The organism is Streptomyces sp. WAC00040, assembly GCF_056835925.1.
On the sequence record NZ_JAKQZE010000001.1, the window covers coordinates 2,521,567 to 2,541,897 of the forward strand.

General features: G+C 70.6%; 21 protein-coding genes and 1 pseudogene. 11 read left to right on the top strand and 11 right to left on the bottom strand.

Annotated features, from left to right (window positions below; translation table 11 throughout):
* Positions 1 to 71 precede the first annotated feature (71 nt).
* Together MDN94_RS11610 and MDN94_RS11615 are read left to right on the top strand one after the other, a co-directional pair.
* On the top strand, positions 72 to 653 hold the full coding sequence (locus tag MDN94_RS11610) for a 2'-5' RNA ligase family protein (protein ID WP_307707890.1): 582 nt from the start codon (positions 72 to 74) through the stop codon (positions 651 to 653).
* Between the two features lie 86 nt (positions 654 to 739).
* Entirely contained in the window at positions 740 to 1,660 is a 921-nt protein-coding gene (locus MDN94_RS11615) for a YihY/virulence factor BrkB family protein (RefSeq protein ID WP_482725738.1), read from the top strand.
* Here MDN94_RS11615 and MDN94_RS11620 read toward each other — a convergent pair.
* Positions 1,608 to 2,804 carry a D-alanyl-D-alanine carboxypeptidase family protein gene (locus tag MDN94_RS11620; RefSeq protein WP_482727057.1) on the bottom strand — a complete coding sequence of 399 codons (1,197 nt, stop codon included), beginning with the start codon at positions 2,802 to 2,804 and terminating at the stop codon, positions 1,608 to 1,610. The two genes, MDN94_RS11615 and MDN94_RS11620, sit on opposite strands and share 53 nt — an antisense overlap.
* Positions 2,805 to 2,985: 181 nt before the next feature.
* Here MDN94_RS11620 and MDN94_RS11625 point away from each other — a divergent pair, with 181 nt between their 5' ends.
* Both MDN94_RS11625 and MDN94_RS11630 read left to right on the top strand, forming a co-directional pair.
* Entirely contained in the window at positions 2,986 to 3,246 is a 261-nt protein-coding gene (locus MDN94_RS11625) for an SCO4848 family membrane protein (protein WP_482725739.1), read from the top strand.
* Between the two features lie 2 nt (positions 3,247 to 3,248).
* A pseudogene (locus tag MDN94_RS11630) lies at positions 3,249 to 4,757 on the top strand (metallophosphoesterase).
* Positions 4,758 to 4,779: 22 nt separating this feature from the next.
* On the opposite strand, the gene MDN94_RS11635 reads toward MDN94_RS11630, so the two are convergent.
* From MDN94_RS11635 to MDN94_RS11645, 3 genes are read right to left on the bottom strand one after another with little or no spacing between them, the layout of a single operon-like run.
* Complete coding sequence (locus tag MDN94_RS11635) at positions 4,780 to 5,502, bottom strand: TetR/AcrR family transcriptional regulator (protein ID WP_189466671.1); 723 nt, start codon at positions 5,500 to 5,502, stop codon at positions 4,780 to 4,782.
* An 11-nt stretch (positions 5,503 to 5,513) separates the two neighbouring features.
* Positions 5,514 to 5,918, bottom strand: coding sequence for a thiol-disulfide oxidoreductase DCC family protein (locus tag MDN94_RS11640; protein WP_482725740.1), 405 nt, complete (start codon positions 5,916 to 5,918; stop codon positions 5,514 to 5,516).
* A gap of 5 nt (positions 5,919 to 5,923) precedes the next feature.
* A complete protein-coding gene (locus tag MDN94_RS11645) occupies positions 5,924 to 6,367 on the bottom strand; it encodes a hypothetical protein (protein WP_482725741.1) in 444 nt (147 codons plus the stop codon).
* A 125-nt stretch (positions 6,368 to 6,492) separates the two neighbouring features.
* Here MDN94_RS11645 and MDN94_RS11650 point away from each other — a divergent pair, with 125 nt between their 5' ends.
* The 5 genes from MDN94_RS11650 to MDN94_RS11670 all read left to right on the top strand — a co-directional run bounded on the left by MDN94_RS11650 (position 6,493) and on the right by MDN94_RS11670 (position 10,989).
* Positions 6,493 to 7,299, top strand: a complete 807-nt coding sequence (locus tag MDN94_RS11650) for an alpha/beta fold hydrolase (RefSeq protein ID WP_482725742.1) — start codon at positions 6,493 to 6,495, stop codon at positions 7,297 to 7,299.
* 152 nt (positions 7,300 to 7,451) lie between these two features.
* Entirely contained in the window at positions 7,452 to 7,907 is a 456-nt protein-coding gene (locus MDN94_RS11655; protein WP_482725743.1) for an Lrp/AsnC family transcriptional regulator, read from the top strand.
* A gap of 29 nt (positions 7,908 to 7,936) precedes the next feature.
* Positions 7,937 to 8,230 (top strand): hypothetical protein, encoded by a 294-nt coding sequence (locus MDN94_RS11660; RefSeq protein WP_482725744.1) that lies wholly within the window; start codon positions 7,937 to 7,939, stop codon positions 8,228 to 8,230.
* A complete protein-coding gene (locus MDN94_RS11665) occupies positions 8,230 to 10,722 on the top strand; it encodes a DUF4132 domain-containing protein (RefSeq protein WP_482725745.1) in 2,493 nt (830 codons plus the stop codon). The genes MDN94_RS11660 and MDN94_RS11665 overlap by 1 nt, the downstream gene beginning before the upstream one ends.
* Before the next feature lie 39 nt (positions 10,723 to 10,761).
* A complete protein-coding gene (locus MDN94_RS11670) occupies positions 10,762 to 10,989 on the top strand; it encodes a hypothetical protein (protein ID WP_482725746.1) in 228 nt (75 codons plus the stop codon).
* A gap of 9 nt (positions 10,990 to 10,998) precedes the next feature.
* Here the strand turns inward: MDN94_RS11670 and MDN94_RS11675 are convergent, their stop codons facing one another.
* From MDN94_RS11675 to MDN94_RS11700, 6 genes are all read right to left on the bottom strand, one after another.
* The gene (locus MDN94_RS11675) at positions 10,999 to 11,547 is read right to left on the bottom strand and encodes a hypothetical protein (RefSeq protein WP_482725747.1); all 549 of its coding nucleotides are present in this window, start codon (positions 11,545 to 11,547) and stop codon (positions 10,999 to 11,001) included.
* A 156-nt stretch (positions 11,548 to 11,703) separates the two neighbouring features.
* Positions 11,704 to 12,462, bottom strand: coding sequence for a succinate dehydrogenase iron-sulfur subunit (locus MDN94_RS11680; RefSeq protein ID WP_441263805.1), 759 nt, complete (start codon positions 12,460 to 12,462; stop codon positions 11,704 to 11,706).
* Positions 12,462 to 14,216 carry a succinate dehydrogenase flavoprotein subunit gene (gene sdhA, locus MDN94_RS11685; RefSeq protein ID WP_482725748.1) on the bottom strand — a complete coding sequence of 585 codons (1,755 nt, stop codon included), beginning with the start codon at positions 14,214 to 14,216 and terminating at the stop codon, positions 12,462 to 12,464. The genes MDN94_RS11680 and sdhA overlap by 1 nt, the downstream gene beginning before the upstream one ends.
* Before the next feature lie 24 nt (positions 14,217 to 14,240).
* Complete coding sequence (locus tag MDN94_RS11690; RefSeq protein WP_453457103.1) at positions 14,241 to 14,726, bottom strand: succinate dehydrogenase hydrophobic membrane anchor subunit; 486 nt, start codon at positions 14,724 to 14,726, stop codon at positions 14,241 to 14,243.
* An 8-nt stretch (positions 14,727 to 14,734) separates the two neighbouring features.
* Complete coding sequence (sdhC, locus tag MDN94_RS11695; RefSeq protein ID WP_005313117.1) at positions 14,735 to 15,115, bottom strand: succinate dehydrogenase, cytochrome b556 subunit; 381 nt, start codon at positions 15,113 to 15,115, stop codon at positions 14,735 to 14,737.
* Positions 15,116 to 15,284: 169 nt separating this feature from the next.
* Positions 15,285 to 15,890 carry a 2-oxo-4-hydroxy-4-carboxy-5-ureidoimidazoline decarboxylase gene (locus MDN94_RS11700; protein WP_482727058.1) on the bottom strand — a complete coding sequence of 202 codons (606 nt, stop codon included), beginning with the start codon at positions 15,888 to 15,890 and terminating at the stop codon, positions 15,285 to 15,287.
* A 194-nt stretch (positions 15,891 to 16,084) separates the two neighbouring features.
* Here MDN94_RS11700 and MDN94_RS11705 point away from each other — a divergent pair, with 194 nt between their 5' ends.
* Both MDN94_RS11705 and MDN94_RS11710 read left to right on the top strand, forming a co-directional pair.
* The gene (locus tag MDN94_RS11705) at positions 16,085 to 17,689 is read left to right on the top strand and encodes a beta-N-acetylhexosaminidase (protein ID WP_482725749.1); all 1,605 of its coding nucleotides are present in this window, start codon (positions 16,085 to 16,087) and stop codon (positions 17,687 to 17,689) included.
* 380 nt (positions 17,690 to 18,069) lie between these two features.
* Positions 18,070 to 18,636: a hypothetical protein gene (locus MDN94_RS11710; protein WP_482725750.1), complete on the top strand. Its 567-nt coding sequence runs from the start codon at positions 18,070 to 18,072 to the stop codon at positions 18,634 to 18,636.
* A gap of 95 nt (positions 18,637 to 18,731) precedes the next feature.
* Here the strand turns inward: MDN94_RS11710 and MDN94_RS11715 are convergent, their stop codons facing one another.
* Entirely contained in the window at positions 18,732 to 20,324 is a 1,593-nt protein-coding gene (locus tag MDN94_RS11715; RefSeq protein WP_482725751.1) for a peptidoglycan recognition protein family protein, read from the bottom strand.
* Positions 20,325 to 20,331 lie beyond the last annotated feature (7 nt).

Consider the following 20,331-nt stretch of genomic DNA (forward strand, 5'->3'; position numbering starts at 1 on the left):
GAGGGTGCAGCCGCCACACTGGCGGCTGCACACCCATTCACCGATCCGTACCGAGGACTGAGGAGAACGACGTGGGGACCGTAACGCTCGGCGTTTCGATCGCGGTCCCGGAGCCCTACGGCAGCCTGCTCCAGGAGCGGCGCGCGGGCTTCGGTGATCCCGCTGCGCACGGCATTCCGACTCACGTCACCCTGCTGCCGCCCACCGAGGTCGACTCGTCGCTGCTTCCCGCGGTGGAGGCGCACCTCGCTTCCGTCGCCGCCGCCGGCCGGCCCTTCACGATGCGGCTGTCCGGCACCGGCACCTTCCGCCCGCTGTCGCCCGTGGTCTTCGTCCAGGTCGTCGAGGGCGGCTCCGCATGCACCTGGCTGCAGAAGCGGGTGCGTGACGCGTCCGGGCCGCTGGTGCGCGAACTGCAGTTCCCCTATCACCCGCACGTCACGGTGGCGCACGGCATCTCCGAGGAGGCGATGGACCGGGCGTACGAGGAGCTGTCCGAGTACGGCGCCGAGTGGACCTGCGCCTCCTTCGCGCTCTACGAGCAGGGCGCGGACGCCGTGTGGCGCAAGCTCAGCACCTTCGCCTTCGGCGGGGGCATCTCCGGTGTGCCCCCGCAGGGCGCACCGGTCGACGACCACGTCACCACCCTCTGACCCGGCGCGGCGGTCACCGCCGTAGCGTTCGACGCGGTTCGGCGTGCCGCCTGCCTGCGTGGCGTCACGGCGGGTAGGCGTAGCCCATGGACTGGCTGATCAAGCTTCCCGTCGTGGGCCCGATCGCGCAGCGGCTGATGCGCACCCATGCCTGGCGGTCGTACGAGACGCTCGACAGGGTTCACTGGACGCGCCTGGCCGCCGCGATCACCTTCCTGAGTTTCCTGGCGCTCTTCCCGCTGATCACCCTCGCCGCGGCGATCACCGCCGCCGCGCTCGACAAGCAGGCGCTGGACAAGCTCGACGACAAGATCGCCGAACAGGTGCCCGGCATCTCCGACCAGCTCGACATCCAGGCACTGGTGGCCAACGCGGGCACCGTGGGGGTCGTCGCCGGCGCGCTGCTGCTGCTGACGGGTGTGGGCTGGGTCGGCTCGATGCGGGAGTGCCTGCGGGCCGTGTGGGAGCTCGACGACGAGGACGACGGCAACCCGGTCGTCCGGAAGATCAAGGACGTGGGGGTGCTCGCCGGTCTCGGCGGCACCGGCCTCGCCTCGTTCGCGGCCTCCGCGCTCGCTTCCATGACCGTCGGCAGGACCGCCGAGCTGCTCGGCCTCGACGAGGGCGGCGTCGGCGGGGTGCTGCTGAAGATCGCCGCCGTCGCGGTCGGGGTGCTGGCGACCTTCTTGATCCTTCTCTACGTGCTGACCCTGCTGCCCAGGGTCCAGCCGCCGCGCCGTCGTCTGTTCGTGGCCGCGCTGATCGGCGCGGTCGGTCTCGAACTGCTCAAGCTGCTGCTCGGCGGCTACATCAGCGGGGTCGCCTCGCGGAGCATGTACGGCGCGTTCGGCGTGCCGATCGCCCTGCTGCTGTGGATCAACTTCACCGCCAAGCTGCTGTTGTTCTGCGCCGCCTGGACGGCGACGCCGAGCAAGGAGGAGCCCGGCCGGCCCGCTACGGACGAGGCGCGCGACGCACCCGGTCCGGCAGCGGCCACCGGCGCTTGATCAGGAACATCGCGGCCCCGAGACCTGCCAGCACGGCGCCGACGACGCTCAGCGCGACGCCGATTCCGCTCGAGCCGGTCTGCGAGGCGGCGACCGGGTCGGCGGCCTCGTCCTTGCCCCCGTCGTTCTTGACGGGCTGCGGGTCGAGGGACGCCGCAGGCTCCGCCGACTTCGGGGGGACCAGCTCACCCACCGGCTGCACCTTGCCGGCCGCCGCGAAGCCCCAGTCCAGGAGCCTGCCCGCCTCCTTGTAGACGGCCTGGCTCTCGCCCGAGTCCGGGTTCATGACGGTGACGAGCAGCACCTTGCCGTTGCGCTCCGCGACACCGGTGAAGGTCGAGCCGGCGTGTGTGGTGCTTCCGTTCTTCACGCCCGCGATGCCCTTGTACGGGCTGATGCCGCTCGCTCCCGTGAGCAGCCGGTTGGTGTTCTCGATCTTGAAGGTGCCGCGCTTCTTGCCCTTCTTCTGCTCGCCGGGGAAGTCGGCGCTCACCGTGGAGCAGTACTCCCGGAAGTCCTTCTTCTGCATGCCGCTGCGGGCGATCAGCGTGAGGTCGTAGGCGGACGACACCTGTCCGGGGGCGTCGTAGCCGTCGGGTGAGACGACCTTGGTGTCGAGTGCCTGGAGCTCCTCCGCGTGCGCCTGCATGTCCGCGACCGTGCGGCCGACACCCCCGTTCATCGCCGACAGGACATGGACGGCGTCGTTGCCGGAACGCAGGAAGACGCCGAGCCACAGGTCGTGGACCGAGTAGGTGTGGTTCTCCTTGATCCCGACGAGGCTGCTGCCGGCGCCTACGTCGGCGAGCTCCTCGGGGGCGACCTTGTGGACGGTGGTCTTCGGCAGCCGCGGCAGCAGCGTGTCCGCGAAGAGCATCTTCATGGTCGAGGCCGGGGGCAGCCGCCAGTGCGCGTTGTGCGATGCGAGCACCTCCCCGCTCTCGGCGTCCGCGACGATCCAGGACCTGCCGCTGACGTCCTTGGGGAGGACGGGCGCGCCGGGGCCGAGCCGGACCTGTGTACCCGGTTTGGCCAGCAGGGAGCCGCCGACCGAGGACATGACCGCCGGCGGCTTCGGCTTCTTCCGCTCCGGATTGGTTTCCTGCGTGGCCGCGAAGGCCGGAGCAGCGGTCATCGCGGACATCAGGGCGGCGGCCAGGCCCGTCAACGCGGTCCTTCGCGCGGTGGTTTTCAGAGCAGACACGGACGAGAACGTACAGGGCCGGTCTGAAAATATGGAGATCGGCCCGCTGTTCGTCCGGAACTGACGCCAGGACAGCCCACCCCGAACAACCCGGTCGGCGGACGGCCGCGATACTTGCTTTATGAAGCTCAGCCGCTCCGTCTCCTGGTTCCTGCTCGCATTCGGGGTGTGGAGCTGGTTCATCTGGATCACTTTCGTCAAGAACCTGTGGAAGGACGGCAGCGGGCTCGCCTTCGACGACGCGGGTGACCCCACCGGTTACTTCTGGGTCCATCTGCTGCTCGCCGTTACGTCCTTTGTTCTGGGGACGGTCATCGGGGTCATCGGGTTGCGCGGCGTGCGCGCTTCGCGCCGTGAGCGCGGTCAGGGAACGGGGATCTGATCGTGGCGGCAGTTGTCGTGCTCGTGATCATTCTGGTGGTCTCCCTGCTCGCCGGGGTGCACTGGTACGTGTGGCGGCGGCTCGTCCGCGACACGACCGCTCCGGGTGGGCTCGCCCGCCGGCTCGGTACGGCGGCGATCTGGGTGCTGCCCTTGCTGTCCTTCGCCGCCCTGACCTCGGGGCGCGTCGGTGCGCCTTTCTGGCTGGAGCAGGTGCTGGCCTGGCCGGGCTACCTCTGGCTGGCGGTTCTGCTGTACCTGGTCCTGGCGCTGGTGGCCGGTGAGGCGGTACGCCCCGTGCTGGCCAGGGTGCTGGACCGCCGGGACCGCGCTGCCGCGGGCGGCCCGGACGAGAACGGCGAGCCCTCGGAGCCGTCCGGTGCCACAGCCGCGGCACAGGCCTCGGGGACAGCAGGGGACGGGCTGCGTCCTGCCGGCGCCGGTGCCGCTGTTGGCGGGAAGGCAGAGGAGGCCGGGGCGGGTCACGGCCGCGCGGCGGCGGTCGCCGTCGACAGCGCCCCTTCGGCGCAGCCGTCGGCCACAGATGCAGAAACAGACCCAGAAGCCGAAACAGACACCGGCACCGGCACGGAGGCGGACACCGGCAGCGGCGGCCCTGCGGCACCCCACGGGGCCACGGACACCACCGCCGGTGCCGGGGACGACGCACGCCCCGCCACGGGCGTGTCGCGGCGGCTGTTCGTGTCCCGCATCGTCGGCGGCGCGGCCGCCACCGCCGCGCTCGGAACCGTCGGGTAGGGCACCTACGGCGTGCTCCGAGGACCGCGCGTCAAGCGTGTGACCGTTCCGCTGGCGAAGCTCCCACGGGCGGCGCACGGCTTCCGTATCGCCGTCGTCAGCGACATCCACCTCGGGCCGACGCTGGGCCGGTCCCACACGCAGCGCATCGTCGACTCCATCAACGCCACCCAGCCCGACCTGGTCGCCGTCGTCGGCGATCTCGTCGACGGGTCGGTGGCCGACCTCGGGACCGCGGCCGAGCCGCTCGCCCGGCTGCGCTCCCGCCACGGATCGTTCTTCGTGACCGGCAACCACGAGTACTTCTCCGGGGCCGACGAGTGGGTCGACCACGTCCGGGAACTCGGCCTGCGCCCCCTGCGCAACGAACGCGTCGAGATCGCCGGCGGCTTCGACCTGGCCGGCGTCGACGACCTGGCCGGCGAGGACGAGGGACAGGGTCCCGACTTCGTGAAGGCCCTCGGCGACCGGGACCGCGCCCGCGCCGCCGTGCTCCTCGCCCACCAGCCCGTCGTCATCCACGACGCCGTCGAGCAGGGCGTGGACCTCCAGCTGTCCGGTCATACGCACGGCGGCCAGCTGTGGCCCGGCAATCATCTGGCGGCACTGGCCAACCCCACCGTGGCCGGCCTGGAACGCTACGGCGACACCCAGCTGTACGTGACCCGGGGTGCGGGCGCCTGGGGCCCTCCGGTGCGCGTCGGGGCGTCCTCGGACATCACCGTCGTGGAGCTGGCGTCGCGTCAGGCGTAGGAGACTCCCGCCTTCGGGCGGGTCAGTCCTTCTTGCGCGCCGCCACGGTCTCCGCCATGCCGGGGAGGAAGTCCGTGAACAGCTCGTGCACTTCGCGGACGAGCGGGCGCAGCACGCGGAAACGGGCCAGGGCCACACCCCGGGCCGTCAGCCGCGCACCGCGCTCGGCCAACCGCCTGCTGCGCTCGCTTCCCTCGGAACGGTCGAAGACCCAGTACAGGACCAGTCCCATCTGGGAGAGCCACATCAACTCGGGCAGGACGTCCCTCAGCTCCTCCGCCACCTTCGACTTCGACCCGGCCAGTACCTCCCGGTGGACGTCGATGGCGGCCTCGCGGGCGTGCTCCGACTCGGGGGAGAAGGGGCTGAGCGGGCTCTCCGGGTCGGCCGCGTTCTTGAAGAACTGGGCCGCGAACTCGTGGTAAGGCGCGGCGATGTCCAGCCACGCGGTCAGCACTCCCGCCATCCGCGACTCGAGATCCGTCTCCTTGTCCAGCACGGGCCGGACCGCCGCCTGGTGCTCTGCGGCGATCCGGTCGTAGAAGCCTTGGACGAGGTGTTCCTTGGAGCCGAAGTAGTAGTACGCGTTCCCTACCGAGACCCCGGCCTCCTTGGCGATGGCCCGCATCGTCGTCTTGTCGTAGCCGCGCTCCTGGAAGAGCCGGAGCGCGGTCTCGAGGATGAGCGTCCGGGTCTGCTCGCTCTTGGGGGCCCTCGTGTCGGCCGGATCGTTCGCTTCAGTCACGGTGTCCGAGCCTAGCCGGGTGCGGAGCACCGGTCGTCGCAGGGAGCGGCGCCCGGCCCCGCCCCCGTCATCTCGCGGTACTTGGCCGCCGCGAGCATCGTGACGCGCACGAACGGAGCGCCGGCCGGGGTGGCGAGCCAGTGGGCCCTGGGCCGGTGCTCGGCCAGTGCCCACAGGCACACGATCCATGCCGCCTGGCCCGAGTAGACCTGGCCGCGGTCGCCGATGACGGTGATCTCGCGCATCGTGCGGGCGTGGTCGAGCTGCGGATAGGCGCGGTGCGCCGCGTTCGACCCGGCGGGCACGAACCGGAGCGGCACGAGCTGGGGCTGCCGCAGCAGCCAGCTCCGCAGGTGCACGCAGAGGGAGCAGTCGGCGTCGTACAGGACGGTCAGTGCCCGGACGGCGAGGCTCATCGGTGTCACGCTCCGGCCCGGCCGGGGGCCGGCGGGGTCCACGGGCCCGCGGGTGCCTGCTGGGTCCACCCCTGGGGGCCGACCGGCGGCGTCTGCCGGGCCTCCATCACTCCCCGACGGCGGATCTTGTTGAGGACGTAGACGTTGCCGAGGTGCATGACACCGAGGACGAGCAGGACGACACCGATCTTGACGGACAGGGCTTCCAGGAGACCGCGGGTCTCCTCGATCGCGTCGGCCGTCCTGAGGTAGAGCGCCACGAAGCCGAGGTTCACCAGGTAGAAGCCGACCACCAGAAGGTGGTTGACGGCCTCTGCCAGCTTCTCGTTCCCCTTGAGTACGTCGGCGAGGAATATCCGGCCGTTCTTGCTGAGGGTGCGTGCGACCCAGACGGTGAGGCCGACGCTGATCAGCAGGTAGGCGACGTACGTGACAACAGTGAGGTCCATGCCCCACCCTCCCTTGAACATGTTCAAAAGCTGGCGGTCATGACTGTAGACCTCCTTTTGAACATGTTCAAGCCGTCGTGGAAAATGTGAGCCGCATGCGGCCGGCACCCTTAAGGTCAGGCACCATGACGATCTCTTTCGACCGGACCGGCCAAGGCCCCACCGTCGTACTCCTGCACTCGGGCGTGTGCGACCGGCGGATGTGGGACTTCCAGTGGCGGTCGCTCACGGACACCGGGTACGAGGTGGTGCGCTGCGACTTCCGGGGATTCGGCGAAACGCCTGCGGAAACAGGCCCCTACAGCGACGCCGACGACGTCCTCGCACTCCTCGACACCCTCGGCATACGCCGGGCCGCCCTGATCGGGTCGTCCTACGGTGGCGAGGTCGCCCTGGAGGTGGCCGCGCGCAGGCCGGAGACGGCCGCTGCGCTCGTACTGCTCTGCGCCGGGCAGCCGGGCCGGTCACCGGGCCCGCAGCTCAGGGCCTTCGGCCGGCAGGAGGACGCCCTGCTCGAGGCCGGTGACGTCGAGGCGGCCGTCGAACTGAACGTCTCCACCTGGCTCGGATCCGAGGCCGACGACGAGACACGCGAAGCCGTGCGGAAGATGCAGCGGCACGCCTTTGACGTACAACTGGCCGCCGAGAAGGAGTTTGCGGACGCGGAGCCCGCAGAAGGCGCCGGAGAGGCCGAGGCGGGACCTGCTCAGCCGCCCGAGCCCGACCTCTCCCGCATCGACGCGCCCTGCCTCGCTGTCTCCGGCGCGCACGACGTGGAGGACTTCCGGCAGATCGCGGCCGGCCTGCCGGCTCTGATCCCCGGCGCCCGCCACGTCGAACTGCCCTGGGCCCGGCATCTGCCCAGCCTGGAACGGCCCGCGGAGGTCACCCCTCTCATCACCGGATTCCTCGCCGAACACGCCGGCCGATAGACCCGCGGACCGCGGGCCCGCCGCAGACGACGGGCCCGCGGTCGTCCGGGAGGTCGCCGATCGGCCACCGGCTCAGCCGGGACGTCATCAGCCCGGCAGGGGAGGACTCCGAACCGCCAAGGGTGAGCCGGAGGGCGCTATGGTCGCCAACCATGGACGCCGTCGACCGTGAACTCATCACCCTCCTCCAGGAGGACGCCACTTCGGCCTACGCGGCCCTCGGCAAGGCGGTCGGCCTGTCCGCCGGCGCCGCGCACGAACGCGTACGGAAACTGCGGGAACGCGGCGTCATCCGCCGCACCACGGTCGAGGTGGACCCGGCGGCCCTGGGCCGCGGAGTCCTGGCGTTCGTGATGGTCGAGTCATCCGCCTGGATGGGCGAGTCCGCGGAAGCGTTCGCCGCGATCCCCGAGATCCAGGAGGCCCACGTCATCGCGGGCAACGCCTCCGTGCTGGTGAAGGTGCGCACCGCCACCACCGAACAACTCCAGGACGTGCTGCGCCGGCTGTACGCGATCGAAGGCGTCAGCGGCACCCAGGCGACGGTCTCGCTGGAGACGTTCTTCGAACGTCCGGTCTCCCCGCTCGACACACCCCTCGGGACCTGACTGTCAGTCGGGCGTCCTACTGTTCGGCCATGGCAATGGTGACCTTCGTCGACGAGACGACATCGGGTGACCGGCGGGGCGCCCTGGGGCTGCCCGTCGCGGAAGAGCGTCTGGCCCTGCGCGAGCTGATCCGTCGCCGGGTCTTCCAGGAGACGGCCGAGGGCGCCCAGGAGGCGTACGAGCGCGCCCTCGCTGCCTTCGGGAGCAACGGCTTTCTCGTGCTCGTCGGGGACCGCCAGCTCACCGACCTCGACGAGCGCGTGGCGCTCACCGCTTCCACGGAGGTCACCTTCCTCCGGCTCGTCCCGCTGGTAGGTGGCTGATGGCGACGACGACACGGGACCTTGACGCCGTGCGCCGGGTCGAGACCCGCATCGCGGACGGCGACATGGCAGGGCTTGCCCGGGACCTGGTGCGGATCGGCACCCTCGCCGGCAACCGCTGGGACGGCGAGCGGGCACGGATCCCGCAGCTGATCGGCGATCTGGACACCGACCGGCGCAGACGTCTCGCCGATGCCCTTGTCCTCCGCCACCAGGAGGGCGGGGACACCGAACAGGTGCGCGGCGTGGTGATGACCCTCGCCGGGATCGCCGGCCGCGGCCTGCCCGAGGAAGAGTTCAGCGTCGAACGGCTCCGGCGCATCGAAGAACTGGGCTCCGCCTACTCCCTGCACACCTACGCCGAGCTGGTCTCCCTGGCCCGGGGCGAACTGGACGCGGGACGCGGCCTGCCCGGCCCGTTCGTCGCCCTCCTGCGGCGCACGATGACCGACACCTACGCCCACTCGCCCGAACTGGCCGTGCTGCTCAAGGCCATCGAGGACCCTCTCCTCAACCCCGGAGAGGCATGGGCGGACCAGGCCCTCGCGGACGCCGGGCGTCTCGGGGACGCCGGAAGACGGCTGCTGAAACACCTGCGTACCGCGACATCGGCCCGGCCGACAGCCAAGTGGCAGCGGGCCGCGGCCGCCCTGATCGACGAGATCGGGCCCGGCGAACTCCAGCGGGCGGTGCTGGGCTGGCTCCGGCTGGCAGCCGCTCCCCGCACCCTCACGCTGTACACGCGGCCGGGATGGCCCGACCACAACGCCTTGTTCGACCCGTGCAACACCGACGCCCTCCGCGGCGCCGCCTGGCTCGCCGCGCAGTTGCCGCCTTCGCCGGATCTCACCCGTGCACTCGGCGCCCTCGTGGAGACGGCCCTGCGCAAGGTCCCCGGCGTCGGCCCACGGGCTCCGAAGATCGCGGGCGCGGGCGTCACCGCCCTGTCGGCGGCCACGGGCGAGGCGGCACTCGCGGAGCTGGCCAGACTCTCCGTCAAGGTCACCTACAAAGGCACGCTCAAGCAACTCGGCGCGGCGCTCGACGCCCGCGCGGAGGCGACGGGTCTGCGGCGCGAGGACGTCGAGGAACTGGCCGTCCCCGCCTACGGCCTGACCGAAGTGGGCCGCGGCGAACAGCCGCTCGGCGACACCACCGCCGTGCTCGGCGTCCACGGCGGCAGGGCGGTGCTCACCTGGCGGACGGCCGCGGGCAAGGAACTCAAGTCACCACCGGCCGCCGTGCGGCGCGACTTCCCCGACGAGGTGAAGGCGCTGCGCGCCGCCGTCAAGGACATCGACAAGATGCTCACGGCCTGCTCGGAGCGGCTCGACCGGCAGTTCCTGGCCCGCAGGAGCTGGACCTACCAGGCCTGGCGCGAGCGACTGCTTGACCATCCGCTCGCCGGCACGGTCGCCCGCCGCCTCGTCTGGCTGGTCGGCGGCACACCCGTCGCCTTCGACGGCACCGATCCGCGCACCCTCGACGGCGACCCGATGTGCGTCACGGGCACCGCACCCGTGGAGTTGTGGCACCCGGTCGGCAGGCCTGCCGCGGAAGTCGCCGCCTGGCGAGAGTGGCTGGAGGCGAAGCAGGTCACGCAGCCCTTCAAACAGGCCCACCGCGAGGTCTACCCGCTCACCGACGCCGAGCGCGCCACCGGGACGTACTCGAACCGCTTCGCGGGCCATGTGCTGCGCCAGCACCAGTTCAACGCCCTGGCGGCGGCGCGCGGATGGACCGCCCGGCTCCGGCTGTGCGTCGACGACAGCTACCCGCCCGCCTGCCGCGAACTGCCCGAGTGGGGCCTGCGCGCGGAGTTCTGGGTCGAAGGCGTCGCCGGCCGGGAGGACGGCGACCTCACGGGGGCCGGCGCGTACACCAGGATCTCCACCGACCAGGTGCGCTTCCACCGGCTCGGCGCCCCGGTCAACCGCGCGCACGCCGGAGGCGGCGACTACCGCCCCGACCTCGGCCGCTCCCACAGCGCCGAGGCGCACGGACCGGTCCCGCTCACGGAGATACCGGACCTCGTCCTCTCCGAAGTGCTCCGGGACGTCGACCTGTTCGTGGGCGTGGCATCCATCGGCAACGACCCTTCCTGGCAGGACGGCGGCCCGGGCGGCCGACACCGCGACTACTGGACGTCCTACGGCTTCGGGGAGCTCTCGGAGACGGCCGCGACACGCAGGGACCTGCTGACCCGCCTTGTGCCCAGGCTCGCGATCGCCGACCGCTGCACGGTCGACGGCCGCTTCCTCCGCGTCCGGGGCGACCGCCACGAGTACCGCGTCCACCTCGGCTCCGGGAACGTCCTCGTCGACCCGTACGAGCGCTATCTGTGCATCGTCCCCCAGGCGGGCGCCGCTGCGGCGGACCCGGGGCGTCTGCCGTTCGAGGGCGACCGGATGATCTCCGTGATCCTCAGCAAGGCGATGCTCCTGGCCCGGGACACGGAGATCACCGATCCCACCATCCTGAGCCAGCTGTGACGACGCCGATGCCCTTCGCCTGCGGAAGCGGAGCACGGCGTGGCGGCCTGCCTGCGGGCCATGCCCGAGGAGCGCCGGCACGCCCTGGTGCTGCGCGCGGCGCCCGCCGCTCCCCACGGCCACCGGTCAAGGCGGTCGTGGGAGCCGCGGTTCGGGCGCTCGCTGCACACGGAGGGCGGCGAAGGGCGCGCGGAGCCGACGCTGCCGGCGGACCGTGTCGGTCACCCGGCGACACTGCGTCAGTTCCGGCGGTCCCTCGCGTCGTGACGGCCGTGACTACATGGTGCTCAGCGAGCGCGCGTAGTTGATCTGCCCCATCACCATCTGGAACGTCTCCGGGCCCTGGGCCGGGATCATCGTCGAGTGGTGCTTGCCGCCGCTGGTCACCGTGACCTGGATGAAGCCCGTGGTGGTCTTCTCCTTCATCAGCAGGAACAGCAGCCCCAGCAGACAGAAGATGAAGAAGACGATCGCGAGCACGATCGCGTGCGTCGGGATCTTCTCCTCGGTGCGCGACATGTCCGTCGCGTTCCACACCGAGCCCTTGAGCGGCATCGTGCCGGCGGGAGTGACGATCGAGTCACCCATCACCGTGATGTCCCCGATCGACACCAGCGGCGCGCCGCCCGTCGGAGCGGGAGGGCCCGAGTACGGCACCGGGACTCCCGCGGGCTGTGTCTGCGAGTAGCCCGGCGCCGGGTCCTGCGGGTAGCCGTACCCAGGTGCGGCGTTGGGGTAGCCGTAGGCAGGCGTGCTGCCGGGCGGCTGGCTGGGCCCCCACTGGTACTCGGGCTCCCCGTCCCTGTACGGATTCGGCGTGCTCATGTTCTCGTCCCCGCTTCCCGTCCCACTGCGTCAGGTCAGACGTCCCCTGATCCTGCCAGGTGCGGCCCCCGGGGGTGAAGTCCGCGCCGGTACCCGTACGGACACGACAGGGCCCGCGTCCCCGGGGGGAGCGGGCCCTCGCGTGGTGAGGATGTGTCAGAAGCGGCGCGTGATCAGGGCGCGCTTGACTTCCTGGATCGCCTTGGTGACCTCGATACCGCGCGGGCAGGCGTCCGTGCAGTTGAACGTGGTGCGGCAACGCCACACGCCGTCCTTGTCGTTGAGGATCTCCAGACGCTGCTCTCCGGCCTCGTCACGCGAGTCGAAGATGAAGCGGTGCGCGTTGACGATCGCGGCCGGGCCGAAGTACTGGCCGTCGTTCCAGAACACCGGGCACGAGGACGTGCATGCGGCGCACAGGATGCACTTGGTGGTGTCGTCGAAACGCTCGCGGTCCTCCGCGGACTGCAGACGCTCACGCGTGGGCTCGTTGCCCTTCGTGATCAGGAACGGCATCACGTCGCGGTACGCCTGGAAGAACGGCTCCATGTCCACGACCAGGTCCTTGAGGACCGTCAGGCCCTTTATGGCCTCGACCGTGATGGGCTTCTCCGGGTTGATGTCCTTGATCAGCGTCTTGCAGGCGAGCCTGTTCTTGCCGTTGATCCGCATCGCGTCGGAGCCGCAGATGCCGTGCGCGCACGAGCGGCGGAAGGTGAGCGAGCCGTCGAGCTCCCACTTGATCTTGTGGAGGGCGTCGAGGACGCGCTCCTTGGGGTCGATCTCGATCTGGAAGTCCTCCCAGACCGCGTGCTCCGACACCTCGGGGTTGAAGCGGCGGATCCGGAAGGTGGCGGTGATGTACGGGGAGTCGGCGAAGCCGGCTTCCCGCTTCTCCAGGGTCGGGGCAGTCATCAGTACTTACGCTCCATCGGCTGGTAGCGGGTCTGGACGACCGGCTTGTAGTCGAGACGGATCGACTGGGTGCCGTCGTCGCCCACCTCGCGGTACGCCATGGTGTGGCGCATGAAGTTGACGTCGTCGCGGTTCGGGAAGTCCTCGCGGTAGTGACCGCCGCGGGACTCCTTGCGGGCCAGCGCGGAGACGGCCATGACCTCGGCCAGGTCGAGCAGGTTGCCCAGCTCGATGGCCTCCAGCAGGTCCGTGTTGAACCGCTTGCCCTTGTCCTGGATGGACACGTTGAGGTAGCGCTCGCGCAGCTCGGCGATCTTCTCGACGGCCGTCTTGATCGTCTGCTCGGTGCGGAACACCATCACGTTGGCGTCCATCGTCTCCTGGAGCTCCTTGCGGAGCACGGAGACCCGCTCGGAACCGGTGGAGTTGCGGAGCCGCTCGACCTGCTCGGCGACGAACGACGCGGGGTCCTCCGGAAGGTCGACGTAGTCGGACTTCGCGGAGTACTCGGCGGCGGCGATACCGGCGCGCTTGCCGAAGACGTTGATGTCCAGCAGCGAGTTGGTGCCCAGGCGGTTGGCACCGTGGACCGACACGCAGGCGACCTCGCCGGCGGCGTACAGGCCCGGGACGACGGTGGTGTTGTCGCGCAGGACCTCACCCTCGACGTTGGTCGGGATGCCGCCCATGGCGTAGTGCGCGGTCGGCTGGATCGGGATCGGGTCCGTGTAGGGCTCGATGCCGAGGTAGGTACGCGCGAACTCGGTGATGTCCGGGAGCTTGGCGTCCAGCTGCTCCGGCGGCAGGTGCGTGAGGTCGAGGTAGACGTGGTCGCCCTCGGGACCGCAGCCGCGGCCCTCGCGGATCTCCGTGTAGATGGAGCGGGAGACGACGTCACGGGACGCGAGGTCCTTCATGACCGGCGCGTACTTCTCCATGAAGCGCTCGCCGTCCTTGTTGCGGAGGATGCCGCCCTCACCGCGGGCGCCCTCCGTCAGCAGGATGCCCATGCGCCAGATGCCCGTCGGGTGGAACTGGAAGAACTCCATGTCCTCCAGCGGCAGGCCGCGCCGGTAGCAGGCGGCCTGGCCGTCACCGGTCAGGGTGTGCGCGTTGGAGGTCACCTTGAAGAACTTGCCGGTGCCGCCGGACGCGTAGATCACGGCCTTCGCCTGGAAGACGTGGATCTCGCCGGTAGCCAGCTCGTAGGCCACCACACCGGCGGACTTCTTGACGCCGTCGACCTCGGTGATCAGCTGGTCCAGGACGTAGAACTCGTTGAAGAACTCGACGCCCTCCTTGACGCAGTTCTGGTACAGCGTCTGGAGGATCATGTGACCGGTGCGGTCCGCGGCGTAGCAGGACCGGCGGACCGGGGCCTCGCCGTGGTTGCGGGAGTGGCCGCCGAAGCGGCGCTGGTCGATGGTGCCGTCCGGGGTCCGGTTGAACGGCAGACCCATCTTCTCCAGGTCGAGGACGGCGTCGATGGCCTCCTTCGCCAGGATCTCCGCGGCATCCTGGTCGACCAGGTAGTCACCGCCCTTGACCGTGTCGAAGGTGTGCCACTCCCAGTTGTCCTCTTCCACGTTGGCCAGCGCGGCGGCCATGCCGCCCTGCGCGGCGCCCGTGTGGGAGCGGGTGGGGTAGAGCTTCGTGAGCACGGCGGTGCGGCTGCGCTTCGTCGCCTCGATGGCGGCGCGCATGCCGGCGCCGCCGGCGCCGACGATGACGGTGTCGTACTTGTGGATCTTCATGGGTGGATTACCTCAGCCCCGTGCCTAGCGGATGTTCGGGTCGAAGGTGAAGATCACCAGCGTGCCCAGAAGGATGGTGAACACCGTGGCGGTGTACAGCAGGCCCTTGAGCCACAGGCGCGTGTTCGGACGCTCCGCGTAGTCGTTGATGACGGTGCGGAGGCCGTTGGCGCCGTGCAGCATGGCAAGCCACAGCATCAGCAGGTCCCAGGTCTGCCAGAACGGGGACGCCCAGCGGCCGGCCACGAAGGCGAAGCCGATCTTGGAGACGCCGCCGTCGAGGACCAGCTGGATCAGCAGGTGGCCGATGACCAGGACGACGAGGACGACACCGGACAGGCGCATGAACAGCCATGCGGCCATCTCGAAGTTGCCGCGGGTCGAGCGCGGGGTCTTCTTGGTGCGCTTGCGGGGCGGCTCGATGAGCGGGGCCGGGTTGTCCGAATCGAAATGGCGCAGAGGTGCGTCACCCTCGACGGGACCGACGGCGGAAGTGGTGTCAGCGGACATTTCTGGCCTCAGCTCCCGAAGACTTCGCGGACGGCGTGGCCGAGCACGGGGTAAAGGGCGCCCACCATCAGCACGAACCAGATGGCCATGACGGACCAGAGCATCTGCTTCTGGTAGCGCGGGCCCTTGGACCAGAAGTCCACGGCGATGACGCGCAGGCCGTTGAGCGCGTGGAAGAGAATCGCGGCGACCAGGCCGTATTCGAGAAGCGCGACGATCGGCGTCTTGTAGGTGGCGACAACCTCGTCGTACGCCTCGGGGGAGACGCGGACGAGAGCGGTGTCCAGCACGTGTACGAACAGGAAGAAGAAGATGAGGACGCCGGTGACTCGATGAGCCACCCAGGACCACATTCCTTCCCGGCCGCGGTACAGCGTTCCAGCCGGCACGGAAGAACCCTCCGGGAGCGGGGATTGGGGCCATGCCGGCTTGTGGGTGTCGGTCTGGCCCGGCCGGGTACGGTCCACCGGCCCCGGCCATCGTAGCGACGTGTTGTCGGTTCGTTCGCCCGGGGGCCACCGGTGTGATCAAACAGGCAATCAAACAGCCTCGTACGGACTAAGCGACGGACTCCTCCGAGGCTTCCGCGACGTCGCTTTCCGGGTGGTTGGCCACTGCATGTACCAGTCGGGAGCGGGTCAGGGCGCGCAGTTCCTCCGCGGAGATGGCGCGCTCCTCGTCCGGTTCGTGGGACAGTCTGCTCCGGATACCGGCCAGTACTTGATCGAGGTACTCGTCGGGCAGGTATCCGTCGAGGCAGATGACGAACGCGTGTCCGAATCGGCTCTCGTAGGCGGCGTGCGCGGCGGCGAGCGCGGTGTGGGCGGCCTGCGGGGCGCTCGGCGGCAGCCCGGTGGACGACTCGCCGGCCAGGGCCTCGTGCACATCGGCGGGCGTGAGGTCGTATCCGGCCTCGTCGCAGGCGGCGAGGAGGGACTCGAGGTCGGGGTAGGGGCGGTGCGCGACCACGCGCCGGGCCCATCGGTGGCTGCCGCAGCAGGCGAGGACGATCGCTTCCGCCTCGTCGGCCGGGGCGCTGTTGAAGTGCCGGAGTCCCGGCTCCGCGCGAGGCTGGGACGGTATGGCGGAAGGGGCGCCCGCGCCCCGTGTGTGGTGGAGTGTCGGCGGTCGCTTCGGGAGGCCGGCGTGGGAATCGCTGGACAGCGGGGACTCCTCGAACGGGACAGCGGGGCGGCAGGGAAGGGAGAGAAGGGTGTGTCGTAACGCTATCGATGTGGACGCCAAGGTGTCCGACGGATGCGCGAATTTCACCCGGACGGGAGAGTTTGGCCATAAGTAATGGACACAGGAGGGGGAGCTTCTGCGCGGTTTCGCCACTTATGGGAGGTATCAGAACGATGTGGCTCTCTCACAGGATCCGGCTCGCCGGTGTGTCGGCAGCCTCGGCCGCCGTCTTCTCGATGACGCTCGCCGGCTGTTCCGACGACGGCGCCGGTGAGTCCGGCAGCGCGCCCGACCGGGCCGGGACGACATCCGGGGCCGCCGCCCCCAGCCCGACGCCCAGCCCCACGCGCAGCTACGCGCTCTCCGAAGCACCGGCCACGATCCCCTCCGTACGGAGCCACCAGGCCGCCCGCGGTCCCGGCTGGAGCAGGACCGCGGACAGCGGGGTCGTCGTCGCGAAGGGCAGTGAGGAGCTCTCCGACGAGGGCCGGCTGCTCGCCCAGGAGCTGAGGCTCACCTACCGGGGCGCCGTCGCCGCCGGGCCGGGCGACGTGGAACTGGCACTCGCCGGGAACGGCGCCGCCGAGTCGTACACGCTGACCACCAGCGGCGGAAAGGTCCGGATAACCGGGCCGGACGAGGCCGGGGTCTTCTACGGCACCCGGACCCTGAAGCAGTCGGTGCGCTCCGGCGGCTCGATGCCCGAGGGCGTCGTACGCGACCGGCCCGACCGCCCCCAGCGCGGACTTAACCTCGACATCGCGCGCAAGTACTTCAGCGCCGGGTGGATCGAGGACCGGCTGCGTGAGATGGCCGACCTCAAGCTCAACCAGCTCGGGTTGCACTTCTCCGACGACCAGGCCTTCCGCATCGAGTCCGACTCGCACCCCGAGGTGGTCTCCGAGCAGCACCTCACCAAGGACGAGGTCCGCCGGATCCTGGCGCTCGCCCAGCGTCTCCACATCACCGTCGTCGGCGAGATCGACTCCCCGGGACACCTGGGCGCCGTGCTGCGGGCGCACCCCGAGCTTCAGCTGCGCAACACGCAGGGCGTGCCTCGGCAGGGCGCCATCGACATTTCGAAGCCCGAATCGGCCCGCATCGTCGACGACCTGCTGCGTGAGTACACGGCGCTCTTCCCCGGGGCGTGGTTCCACGTCGGCGCCGACGAGTACCAGGCCCTCACGGTGAGCAACCCGCAGGCCTCCTACCCGCAGCTCGCGCAGGCCGCCCGCCAGAAGTACGGCGACGGCGCCACCATCCAGGACCTCGCGGAAGGCTGGCTGAACGACCGCGCCGCGGTAGTACGCGAGGCGAAGAAGATCCCCAAGGCGTGGAACGACGGCTTCTTCAGTGGGGGCGTGGTCACCGCCGACAAGGGCATCGAGGTCGAGTACTGGACGGGCAAGGAGATCGGGGCACGCCCGCCGCAGGAGTACCTGGCGGAGGGGCGCCGCGTGGTGAACCTCAACGACGAGTTCCTCTACTACGTGCTCGGTGAGCCCAACCAGTTCACCTACCCGACGGGCCGCCGCATCTACGAGCAGTGGACGCCGTTGGTGCTGCGCGGCACGGAGCCGGTACCGGAGAAGTACTCGGACCAGATCCTGGGCGGCCGCTTCGCGGTCTGGTGCGACCTGGCCGACTCCCAGACGCAGGACCAGGTCGCGGCCGGCATCCGCCGCCCGCTCCAGGCGACGGCCCAGAAGCTGTGGGACCCGCGGCAGCCCTCGCGGAGCTGGGAGTCCTTCGAGTCGCTGGCGCAGAAGCTGGGCTGACCGGCGCGGACTGCTGGACGGCGGCCGTCGCGCGGACGAGCGCTCTGCAGATCGCTGCCGCGGTGCTCGCCGTCCTCTTCGTCCGCAGACTGACGCACATGCAGCACACCAAGCCATCGAACGGGACGGGGCGGACAGTCGCGGTGTGAGTCCGCCCGGGGGCGTGCGGGCTCACACCGCGGTCCGCGAGGCCGGGCCAACAGCCGTGCGGGCGGGCCCTGTTCCTGTGGAGGGAAAGTAACAGAGGAGTGATGCGGATGTGTCCGTACGGATCGAGCCGACGGTAACGTTCTGGCCACGGAGTGACGTAATCGCGCCAACAGACGCAGTAGGGACAAGTACAAGGGCTAGTACTGCGTCCGCGACGGAAGGCGTCCCGCATGACCTCCAAGAGCCTGACGGTACTCATCGCACAGGCGGATGAGCGTGTCCTGGCCGCGACCGGGCTCGCGTGCCTCGACCGCTGCCTGCCGCTGCTCGCGGTGGAGGACGACACGCTGCGCCCGCTGTGGGCGGGGCTCGCCGGCGGCGAGGAGGAGTGGGCCGACGCGCTGGCTGCGGCGCGGCAGGCCATGGAGGTCATGCCGCCGGGAGACGAAGACGCCGCCCTCGTGAGGGGGATGCTGGGCGCGGCCCCCTCCGACTGGGCCGTGACGTCCCTGCGCGAGTGGGCCGACGGCTGCTCCGTCACCGCCCTCGAGGTGCACCGGCGTTTCGACATGGGCGACTGCCCGGCCGAGGTCATCGAGCGCTGCCGCAAGGGCGAGGGTGAGCCGGACGGTGTGGGACCCCTGGTGGAGGGGGAGTTGCGGCGCCAGGCCCAAGTGCTGGAGATCCTCGCGGAGCCGCCCGGCGGCAACGGCCTGCGCCACGCGCTCGAGGTGTCGACGGAAGGGCGCCGCATCCTCCGCGCGGCGGTCTCGCGCCGGGCGCGCGTCACCGGCTGAGGCGGCGCGACGGCGCGGCACGTCCGGCGGGGGCCGGGCGCGCGGAACGGCCGCCCCCACCCCGAGGGCGGGAAGCGGCCGACCTGGCGATCGAATCAGGGCGCGTACACCGACGCACCTGCCGTGCGGCGGATCTCCGGCAGCGCCGAGTAGAGCGTGGCGCCCGGGCAGAGCGTGGCGAAGCCGTCGCGATGTCCGGAGACGGTGTTGAGCGTGGCCTGCTCGCCGTTCTTGTAGACGCCCGTGTCGCCGGCCGCGGTGAGCGTCACCTTTGCCTCGGGGTCGACTCCGTGCAGGCCGAGCTTCCACGCGGCGATGTCGGCGATGGCCTGCTTGGCCGCGGGGGTCGGCGTACCGCCGTTCTCGTAGTCGCCGAGGAGCGAGACGCCGGACGAGTAGCCGTTGAAGCCGTAGGTGTGCGCTCCGCGCACCGGCTTGTCCACGCCGCCCGCGCGGCCCTCGAAGACCGTTCCGCACTTGTCGACGAAGAAGTTGTAGCCGATGTCGTTCCAGCCGTTCGTCTTCACGTGGTACGTGAGGATCGCGCGGATGATGGCGGGCGACTCGGCGCAGTCGTAGTTGTTCGTGCCGGCGGTGTGGTGGACGAAGACCGCGTCGACCTTGCTCAGGTACGAGGGAGGGTCGGCGACGAGCGACTCGTCGGCGCCCCAGGCCGCGCGGCTGACGATCGGTGGCACGGCTGGTGTCGTGGCGGTGGTACTCGGGCTGGTGCCGGGCTCCGGGTCGCTGCTCGGCTCCACGGAGGTCTGTGTGGGCGACGGTTCGGGAGAGCCGGCCGGCGGGGGCGTCGGTTCCGTGCTCGCCGTCGGCACGGCCGGGTCCTCGCTCGGGGACGGAGGAGGGGGCGACGGTTCAAAGGACGGCGCCGGCGGCGACGAGTCGCCGGGCTCGGCGGTGGTCGGGTCCGTGCTCGGCCCGGGCAGCGACGGGTCGCTGGACTCCGGCGGTGAGCTCGGGGTCGGCTCGAGGCTCGGTGAGGGCGGCGGGGAGCTTGTGTCGCCGGAACCGTCGGTCGGGGTCGCGGCGGGTGTGGCTGGCTCGGTGGTGGCGGGAGTGGTCGAGGGCGTCGGCGTCGGCTTGCGGGTGGTGGTCCGCTGCGGCTGCACCACGCCGCGCCCCGGCTTGACGGTCTGCGTGGCGTCCTTGCCCGCCACGCCAGGGTCGATCATGTCGAGCCGCAGTGCGTCGGGGACCGCGGTCTCCTCGCCGCCGGCCACGACCCGCGCCTCGACGGCGTCCGAGGCGCCGACCCACAACGGTTCGGAGGCGCCGCGTACGCCGGACGCGCTGCCCTCACCGGTCTCCGGTGCCCGGACATCGAATTCGAGATCACGCCACTCGGACCAGGCTCCGCCGTCCGCGGCGCGTGTGCGTATCTGGGCCGTGCCCTCGAAATCGTCGAGGCCGTCCTCCCAGGAAACGCCCACCAGGGAGAACAACTGCGTCTCCGTACGGCCGAGTTCGCGCTTCTTCGGGTCCTTGCCGTCAAGCGCCAGCGTGTGGGCCTTCACGGGGCGGGAGTTGTCGTCGCCGCCGGTGTTCTCGGAGCCGCCGGTGACGGCGACGGCCGTCACCCCCGTGCCGGCCAGGACCACTGCCCCGGCTGCCAGCCAGACGGTGCGCGGTGCTCTTCTCGCCCGCCGCGCGCGGGTCCCTCTCGGATTCATGCCCATC